The sequence below is a fragment of the Arthrobacter sp. 05L417 genome, assembly GCF_056397865.1.
Window position 1 is genome coordinate 1 of the sequence record NZ_JBFTOG010000135.1, and the last position, 364, is coordinate 364.

General features: G+C 70.1%; 1 pseudogene. It reads right to left on the reverse strand.

Annotation, left to right across the window (positions count from 1 at the left end):
• A pseudogene (locus tag AC1DJW_RS26655) lies at positions 1-364 on the reverse strand (DUF3417 domain-containing protein); the annotation flags it as partial.

Below are 364 nucleotides of genomic sequence, written 5' to 3' on the forward strand. Positions count from 1 at the left end.
ACGTGGACGCCGTTGGTGACGGAGGTGATGGGGATTTCGGAGTGGTCGAAGCCTGGCCAGAGCCCGGAGAACATCTCGCGGGAGACCACCCCGTGGAGTTTGGCCACGCCGTTGGCCCGCTGCGCCAGGCGCAGGCCCATGACGGCCATGTTGAAGACCGCGGGGTTGCCGCCCTCGTAGTTTTCCCGGCCCAGTTCCAGGACCTTCTCCACCGGCACGTCCGGGGCCAGGCCGGCGTCGAAGAAGTGCCTGATCTGCACGGCCTCGAAGCGGTCGATGCCGGCCGGCACGGGGGTGTGGGTGGTGAACACCGTGGACGCGCGTCCGGCGGCCAGGGCCTCGGACCAGCTCAGCGGGGCCTCGG